Source organism: Bradyrhizobium sp. 2TAF36 (assembly GCF_052114925.1).
GTDB lineage: Bacteria > Pseudomonadota > Alphaproteobacteria > Rhizobiales > Xanthobacteraceae > Bradyrhizobium > Bradyrhizobium barranii.
Window position 1 is genome coordinate 82,684 of the sequence record NZ_JBFRFR010000029.1, and the last position, 7,846, is coordinate 90,529.

Genomic DNA, 7,846 nt, shown 5'->3' on the forward strand with positions numbered 1-7,846 from the left:
CCTGCTGCGGGGGGCGGGCCTCAGGCTTCAGAAGAGATTCAAAAGTCGAATCCAACCCGTTATTTCCCTTGAGAATTTCGTCAGGACAGGCAAACGACAGGCGAACGGGCAGCCGCCCCCTTGGGCCGGCTTTGAATCAATTCCTGAAGAGCGCCTTGCCAAGGCCTTGAGAACCGGTGTGAAAGCGAAACGAGATGTCGGGGACTGACAAGAGCAAGGCGGGCCTTTCCCTCGACGGTCCCATCGTGATCCTGGTCGAGCCGCAGCTTGGCGAAAACATCGGCATGGCCGCGCGCGCCATGGGCAATTTTGCGCTCAGCCGATTGCGCATCGTCAATCCCCGCGACGGCTGGCCCAACATCGCCGCGCAGCGCGCCGCGGCCGGTGCCGACTATATTCTGGAAAAGGTCGAATTGTTCGACACGGTCGGCGAGGCGGTCGCCGATCTCGACCTGCTGTTCGCCACCACGGCGCGTCCCCATGACCAGGCCAAGCCGGTGGTGGGGCCCGAGGCAGCCGCGGCTGAGATCTCGGGTCACGTCGCGACCGGGGGCAAGGCCGGCATCCTGTTCGGCCGCGAGCGCTGGGGGCTGACCAACGAGGAGGTCGGGCTCTCCAACCGCATCATCACCTTCCCGGTCAATCCGGGCTTTGCCTCGCTCAACCTCGCGCAGGCCGTGCTGCTGGTCGGCTATGAATGGTTCAAGCGGGCGACGTCAGGCGAGCTACCGCACAGCATGCCGGAGCGCTCCGAGCGCGCCTCGCAGCACCAGATGCAGGCCTTCTTCGACAATCTCATCCGCGAGCTCGACCGGGTCGAATTCCTGCGCCCGGCCGAGAAGCGCGACACCATGCTGGTCAACCTGCGCAACATCTTCAGCCGGATGGAGCCGACCAAGCAGGACATGCACACCCTGCATGGTGTGGTGATGGCGATCGCGGAAGGGCGCAAGGGCCCGGCCAAGGGCGGCGTGCTCGACAGCGAGCAGGCCACGCGCCTGCGCGCGCTGCTGGCCGAGCACGGCCAAGGCGGCGGGGTCCCTGACAGTGGCTCGACCGTGCGCGGGCTTGCGCGCCTGCTCCGCCGCAACCCGACCGACGCCGAGCGCCTGCTCTGGCAGGGCCTGACCCGCGACCGCCGCTTCGCAGGAGGGTTCAAGCGCCAGACTCCGGTTGGCCGGCACATTCCCGATTTCGTCTCGTTCCCACACCGGATCGCGATCGAGCTGGTCAATCCGGGCGAGGGCGAGACCATCGCGGCCGATCGCGCGGGCCGGCGGACGTGGCTGGAGGCGCGCGACTATCGCGTGCTGGAGATCCGGGCGGCAGATGTGGAGCGCGATCTCGAGGCGGAGCTGGTGCGGTTGCAGGGGATGATCGAGCAAAGCGCATAGGTCTCGTAGGGTGGGCAAAGCGACTTGTCCGCCGTAGCTCGAAGAGCGGAGGCGGAAGCGTACTCAACATGTCGCTCGACAAAGCCGAGACAGAAGTCGTGGGCACGGCGCTACCTGCCTTTGCCCACCCTACGGGATCGCGCTTGTGGGGTGGGTCAGTCGTACTGCGTCAGGCGGCGCTTGCGACCGTGGCTTTCGGGCCGCCCTGCTGGAGGCGACGTAACGCGGCGAGGTTGGTCTCGACCGAGGCCAGGCAGCAACGCGATTTGCCGCCTGACTTCGCCTCGTAAAGTGCTGCATCGGCGACCGCGAGCAATTCCTCGACTTCGGCACCATGATCCGGCGACATCGCAATGCCGACGCTGGCGCCGACACCGGCGCGCACCTCGCCGCCGAGCTCATAGGAGACGGCAACCTCGCTGATGAGGCGGTATCCCGCCTCCTGGGCCATTTCGGCCGTGACGCCGTCGACGAGCACGACGAACTCGTCGCCGCCCATCCGGGCGACCACCGCGCCGTCCGGCAGCGCCCGGCGCACGCGCCCGGCCACCGCTTTCAGCACCTCGTCGCCCGCCGCATGTCCGAACGTGTCGTTGACCGGTTTGAAGTCGTCGAGATCGAAGAACATCACAGCGAACCGTCGTTCGGCGTGGGCTCCAAGTCTGGCGCTAAGTGCCTCGACGAAGCCCGCGCGATTGAGCAGCCCCGTGAGTGCATCATGATGCGCGCGATGGCTGTTCTCGCGTTCGGCGCGCATGGTGGTGATCAGCATCCGATTGAGGCGGAAGGCGGCGGCCGTCATCGCGGCCAGATACATCGGCACCTGGAGGTAGACGATGTAGAACAGCGGCTCGCCGGCGAACGCAGCGCCGGGGATGATGGGACCGAGGCTCAGCAGGATCATGGTCCCGGCCAGCCGCGGCGCGCCGAAATTGCGGAAGCAGATGCCGCCGACCATCGCCGCTGCCGAGAGCGAGGCCAGCATGGCGACGACCCAGTCCCCGCTGGCCAGGCTGGCAACGACGCCAAATCCAACGCTGGCGCTCCAGGCGACCGCGAGCAGGAGATGAAGGTCGGTCGGCGTCGGGCGGTGGGCACGCGCCCTGCGATGCGCGCTGACGAGCACGGCGAGGCGGGCCAGGCAGATCGCGATCTCCATGACCAGCCAGACAATGAATGGTGCAGTCTGCTTGCGGCCAGCGATCACGGCGGCGACGGCTATGGTGTTGACGGCGCCGGCAGCAAAAACCGGCAGCGATCCATAGAGCTGGACAATGAGCGCGGCGCGGATGTCGTCGGGAACACCTAGCCCCGGCTCGGCGAGCCAGCGTGTCAGGCGCCAGCGTGGCGCACTGTAGAGTCCCTCGTCCGATTGCATTGCAGAGCGTCCCCGTATTCCGGGCGCCAACAACGATGACCGCTCCTAACAAGCCTTTTAAGACAGCCATCGATTTCCGGGCGTGCTTGACGCAAGGTAAACCGTCGCAAGCGCGGCCGCGGGCGTGCAGGAGAATGCGGATTGGTGCAGGCCGGAGGTGCGGCGACGGATGTGTTGCGTGATTAGAGGTAGGTAGGGCAAAGCGACTTATCCGCCGTAGCTCGAAGAGCGCAGGCGGAAGCATGCCCACCATGTCGCTCAACGGAGCTGAGACAGAAGTGGTGGGCACGGCGCTGCGCGCCTTTGCCCACCCTACGAGATCGAGTTTGTACGGACATCAAAGTGGTGCTCCGCTAATCCACCCTACGAAGTACGCCCGAGCTGCACGTTGCGGTCGACCGCAATCCACGTCGCCCTTGCCACCGCCAGCAACCTCCCGGCTTCATCGTGCGCGGCAGCCTCGGCGATGCGCTTGCGGCCGTCGCGGCCGGTGGGCCAGGCGGTGATGATGCAGCGTTCGCCGGGACGCGGGCGAGACTCGATCCGGGCCGACATTCGTCCCAGCAGGAGCGGGGCCTGGTCGAAGCCATCGGTCTCCTGATTGTAGTTGCAGGCATAGCCGGTGGGGCAATCGAGCGCTGACCAGAGAAATTCGGGGGCGACCAAGCCATCCTCGGCGACCAAATTCGGATCCGGTGTCCAGCTCGCTGCGAGGACGGCGTTTCGCGAATGACGCCCGAGCGGCCCGGCAAAAATGCGCAGACCATCCCCTTTCGCCCGTGCAGGTCCGCAGACGAAGCATGTCGGCAGCGGATGCTCGTGCGGTTTCACAGGCGTCAGCAATTCTGCGGCGCAGGCTTCCTCAAAACTGGCTGTCTCCACGCGCGCAAGCTCGACGCTGGCCGCGCGCCCGGTCGCGACGACCGTGGCGCCATCGCGAAGCTCCCATGTGCTGTCGTCCGTAGCGACGGCATCGAGCGGCTTGTCCAGGGGAGGCGGGGCGCGCAGCGTCACCTCGGCGCCGCCGGGAATGTGGCGGGCCAGCCGGCCGCAGACATAGCCGCCGTTCCCGGAGTTCGGAGGACCGCAAAAGCGCTTGTCGATGATGATCTCGGTCATCGGTTCTGTCCTCTCTTCCTCGTCGGGCGCAGTCTACCTGATCTTGAGGACAATTCGTCCGTGAACCGTGCGATTGGCGACGGCGCGCATGGCGTCGCCGGCCTCCTCCAAAGGGAGGACGCGGTCGATGTGCGGGCGGATCTTTCCGTCGGCCAGCAATTGCATCAGCGTGTCATTCATGCGCGCGGCCTCCGCGGAGAATTTCTCCGCCCAGGCGCCGAGGAAGACGCCGATGATGGCGTAGTTTTTCAGGAGAGGCAGGTTCATCGGGATCTGTGGAATCTCGCCGCTGGTGAAGCCGATCGGCATCAGCCGTCCGCCCCACTTCATCGATCGGGCCATCTGCTCGAAAATCGCGCCGCCGACATTGTCGAAGCCGATATCGATGCCGTCTCCCGATGTGATCGACTTGATCCGGCTGCGCAGGTCCTCGCTGCGATAGTTGATGACCTCGCTGGCGCCGTAACCGCGCACCAGGTCGGCCTTGTCGTCGGAGCCGACACCGGCGATGACGCGCAGGCCGAGATGACGCCCGAGGTCGACGGCGGCAAGGCCAACCCCGCCGGCTGCGCCGGTGACGAACAGCGTTTCCCCGCGTTGCGCCCGTGCCCGCTCGACCAGCGCATAATAGGCCGTGCCGTAATTGTGCAGCACCGTCGCCCCGGCTTCGAACGCGACGCCATCCGGCAGCCGCACGCTCTTCGATTCCTTCGCAATCATCCGTTCGGCGTAGCCGCCGGTCCAGGCACTGCACGCCACACGATCGCCGGGGGCGAATGTCGTGACCTTGTCGCCGACCGCGACGACGACGCCGGACGCTTCAGTGCCGGGCACGAAGGGTGTCGCCGGCCGCATCTGGTAGAGGCCCGAGACCAGCAACTGGTCCATGAAGCTCACGGACGCCGCATGGACGTCGATGAGGATCTCGTCGCCGGCAGGCCGCGGCGCATCGATCTCACCGAGGCGCAGATCCGCAGGGCCCGTGAACGAATTGCACAGAATCGCTTTCATCGGGGCGCTCCGAAAATGCGCGGCAACAGCATCGGAACGCGCCGGCGATAGTCCTGATAGGTYGCGCCGAACTCGGCGATCAGGTCCCGCTCCTCGAACTGCAGGGCGACCAGGATGTAGGCCGTGTTCGCGATCGCGAACAGCAGATGGCCGGCGGTCATCTCGGGCGTCGCCCAGAACGCGAGCAGAAAGCCCAGCATGAGCGGGTGCCGCACGATCTTGTAGAGCAGCGGCGTCCGGAAGGATTGACCTGATATCTCGGCTCCGCGCAACGCGACGAGAGCCTGGCGCAGGCCGAACAGATCGAAATGATCGATCATGTAGGTCGAGGCGAACGCGATCAGCCAGCCGAGCCAATGTACGCCGGTCAGGAGCCACGCCGTAATGCCGCTGGCCTGCCAGATCGGCGCCGGGATCGGACGCCACTGCCAGAACAGCAGCAGGAGGATCAGGCTGGAGAGCAGCACATAGGTGCTGCGCTGGCAGGCCACTGGAAGAAATTTGGCCGACCAGCGTTTGAAGGCCGGGCGTGCCATGACGCTGTGCTGGATGGCAAACAGGCTCATCAGCAGCAGATTGACGACGATGGCCTCACCCAAATTCGCAGGCGCGCCGACGTCGATCGACGTGTCGATTGACTTGGGCACGACATAATTGCCGACGAAACCGAGCGCGTAGAGGAATGAAGCCGTGAAGACGGCGTAGCTCACGATGGCGTAGAGCAGGATTGCGAGGCGCGCGAACATGGTTTTTCCTATTGTGCCTGATACAGCGGTGCCGCATTCAGGAGCCTGAACCGCTCGCTGGCGAGCGGGCTCGATCTGGCCTGACTGCTATCGCTGGACCGTCCCCTGCGCGTCCCCCGGGGGCGCCGGCCGGGGAGGGAGGATCTCCATGACGGCCTTTTCGCTTGTCACGTTCGGGTTCCCCGAGGTCTATGCCGACGGCCGCCCGATCAAGCTGGCCTTGCGCAAGGGGCTTGCGCTGCTGGTCTATCTCGCGGAAGCCAAAGGCCCCGTCGCGCGCGACGTCATTGCCACGCTGCTATGGCCGGAGACTTCCCGCGAGACCGGCCTCGCGCGATTGCGGCGTCTGCTTCACCGCGTCGAGCTCACGCTCGGCCAGGCGGTTTTCGAGACCGACCGCACCAGCTTGCGTTGGTCTCCGGAGGTCGAGCTGAAGATCGACTCGCATCAGTTCGAGCGCGCCTGCGATCGCGGCGACTTTGAAAAGGCCTGCCGGATTTATCGCGGCGACTTCCTGGCGGGCTTTTCTCCGGACGACTGTCCTGAGTTCGACGATTGGGCGTTCTTTCGCCGCGAGGCGCTGCGTGGGCGGCTCGTGCAGGCGCTCGAGCGTCTGGTGCAGGACAGGAATGCCGCGGGCGATCATCTCGCCGCGACAGTGCATGCGGGCCGTCTGGTCGAGCTCGATCCGCTCAGCGAGGTGTATGGCCGGCATCTGATCCGCAGCCTGCTGCTCGCGGGAGACCGAAGCGCGGCGGAACGGCGTCACGCTGCACTGGCGCAGCGGCTGCGCGACGAGCTTGGCGTCGCGCCGGAAGCCGAGACTGAAGCGCTCATGAGCCGCGCGGCCGCGCCGCTGCGCGATGCTCTTCCAGCGACACGCTATGTGAAGGGCGCCGGCGTGCATCTGGCCTATCAGACCTACGGAAGCGGTCCGCTCGATATCCTGGTCATGCCCGGCTTCGTGTCGCATGTGGAGCGCGCCTGGGAGCATCCCGCGAGCCGGACGTTTCTGGCATCACTGATGAGGTTTGGGCGGCTGATCGTTTTCGATCGCCGCGGCATCGGGCTGTCCGACCGGGTGGGATCGGCCCCCGGCATCGACGTCACCGCGGAAGATATCGGCACGGTGCTGCGGGCGGCGGACTCGCGCCGCGTCGTGCTGTTTGGCGCATCCGAATGCGGGCCGGCCTGCATCAAATTTGCGGTCGAGGAATCCCGCCGTGTGGCCGGGCTCATTCTGTTCGGCGCGCTGGCCAAGGGCTGCTGGTCGGAGGACTATCCGCACGCGCTGCGCGCCAGCCAGTATGATGCCTGGAGCAAGCACCTGATTGCGCAATGGGGCGGCCCGGTCGGGATCGAAGCCTTCGCGCCGAGCCTGGCCAATGATCCGCAGGCGCGCGCCTGGTGGGCGGGGCTGTTGCGCGCGGCGTCCAGTCCCGGCGGAATCTCTGCCGTGCTCGAGGCCTTTCGCGACGCCGATGTGCGACACCTTCTGGCGCGGATTGCGGTGCCGACGCTGGTGCTGCATCGTCGGGACGACAAGGCCGTGCGGATCGCGGCCGGGCGCGACATCGCGAGCCGGATCACCGGTGCAGAATTCGTCGAGCTCGACGGCAATGATCATTGGTTCTTTGCCGGCGATCAGCAGCCGGTGCTCGAGGCGATCAAGCGGTTCACGGAGGCTTTACCGCGTGAGGGGAGGCCGAGGCGGTGACGCCTCAAGCCTCATTTATTGGCACGTTTCGTGCCTCCCAAAGCGGCACAAACGACGTGACACGATGCCTGGCGAAGGGAGACCCCGACATGAAACGCGAAGACCTCACCGAAAAGCTGCTCGACATCAAGCGCGAGAACGGCTGGAGCTGGAAACACATCTGCGACAAGGTCGGCGGCTATTCCGCGGTGCTGATCGTCGGTGCGATTCTCGGCCAGATGAAGCTGACGAAACCGCAGGCCGCCAATGCCGGCGAGCTGTTCGGCCTGTCGAAGGCCGAGACCGCGATGCTCAACGAGGTGCCGATGCGCGGCACCGGCACGCCGATGCCGCCGACCGATCCGCTGATCTATCGCTTCTACGAGATGRTGATGGTCAACGGTCCGGCGTGGAAGGCGCTGATCGAGGAGGAGTTCGGCGACGGCATCATGTCGGCGATCGACTTCGACATGGCAATGGAGCGCGTTGCCAACCCGAAGGG

At 65.9% G+C, this 7,846-nt stretch carries 7 protein-coding genes; 3 read left to right on the forward strand and 4 right to left on the reverse strand.

Features of this window, described 5'->3' with window-relative positions; genetic code table 11:
• Positions 1-194: 194 nt before the first annotated feature.
• Positions 195-1,394: a TrmJ/YjtD family RNA methyltransferase gene (locus AB4Z51_RS18180; RefSeq protein ID WP_441497742.1), complete on the forward strand. Its 1,200-nt coding sequence runs from the start codon at positions 195-197 to the stop codon at positions 1,392-1,394.
• 169 nt (positions 1,395-1,563) lie between these two features.
• Here the strand turns inward: AB4Z51_RS18180 and AB4Z51_RS18185 are convergent, their stop codons facing one another.
• From AB4Z51_RS18185 to mddA, 4 genes are all read right to left on the reverse strand, one after another.
• Complete coding sequence (locus AB4Z51_RS18185; RefSeq protein ID WP_441497743.1) at positions 1,564-2,772, reverse strand: diguanylate cyclase domain-containing protein; 1,209 nt, start codon at positions 2,770-2,772, stop codon at positions 1,564-1,566.
• Positions 2,773-3,135: 363 nt separating this feature from the next.
• Positions 3,136-3,891, reverse strand: a complete 756-nt coding sequence (locus AB4Z51_RS18190) for a PaaI family thioesterase (protein ID WP_135215406.1) — start codon at positions 3,889-3,891, stop codon at positions 3,136-3,138.
• 33 nt (positions 3,892-3,924) lie between these two features.
• Positions 3,925-4,902: an NADPH:quinone oxidoreductase family protein gene (locus AB4Z51_RS18195; RefSeq protein WP_441497744.1), complete on the reverse strand. Its 978-nt coding sequence runs from the start codon at positions 4,900-4,902 to the stop codon at positions 3,925-3,927.
• On the reverse strand, positions 4,899-5,648 hold the full coding sequence (mddA, locus tag AB4Z51_RS18200) for a methanethiol S-methyltransferase (protein ID WP_135215408.1): 750 nt from the start codon (positions 5,646-5,648) through the stop codon (positions 4,899-4,901). Before mddA ends, AB4Z51_RS18195 begins: the two co-directional genes overlap by 4 nt.
• 148 nt (positions 5,649-5,796) lie before the next feature.
• On the opposite strand from mddA, the gene AB4Z51_RS18205 reads away from it, so the two are divergent.
• Positions 5,797-7,365: an alpha/beta fold hydrolase gene (locus AB4Z51_RS18205; RefSeq protein ID WP_135215409.1), complete on the forward strand. Its 1,569-nt coding sequence runs from the start codon at positions 5,797-5,799 to the stop codon at positions 7,363-7,365.
• Between the two features lie 89 nt (positions 7,366-7,454).
• Positions 7,455-7,846, forward strand: a 392-nt coding sequence (gene cynS / locus AB4Z51_RS18210; RefSeq protein ID WP_441497745.1) for a cyanase, incomplete at its 3' end; no start/stop codon positions are given.

Coding starts and splice junctions, on each gene's coding strand:
- AB4Z51_RS18180 (WP_441497742.1), top strand. CDS start 195: ATGTCGGGGACTGACAAGAGCAAGGCGGGCCTTTCCCTCGACGGTCCC.
- AB4Z51_RS18185 (WP_441497743.1), bottom strand. CDS start 2,772: ATGCAATCGGACGAGGGACTCTACAGTGCGCCACGCTGGCGCCTGACA.
- AB4Z51_RS18190 (WP_135215406.1), bottom strand. CDS start 3,891: ATGACCGAGATCATCATCGACAAGCGCTTTTGCGGTCCTCCGAACTCC.
- AB4Z51_RS18195 (WP_441497744.1), bottom strand. CDS start 4,902: ATGAAAGCGATTCTGTGCAATTCGTTCACGGGCCCTGCGGATCTGCGC.
- AB4Z51_RS18205 (WP_135215409.1), top strand. CDS start 5,797: ATGACGGCCTTTTCGCTTGTCACGTTCGGGTTCCCCGAGGTCTATGCC.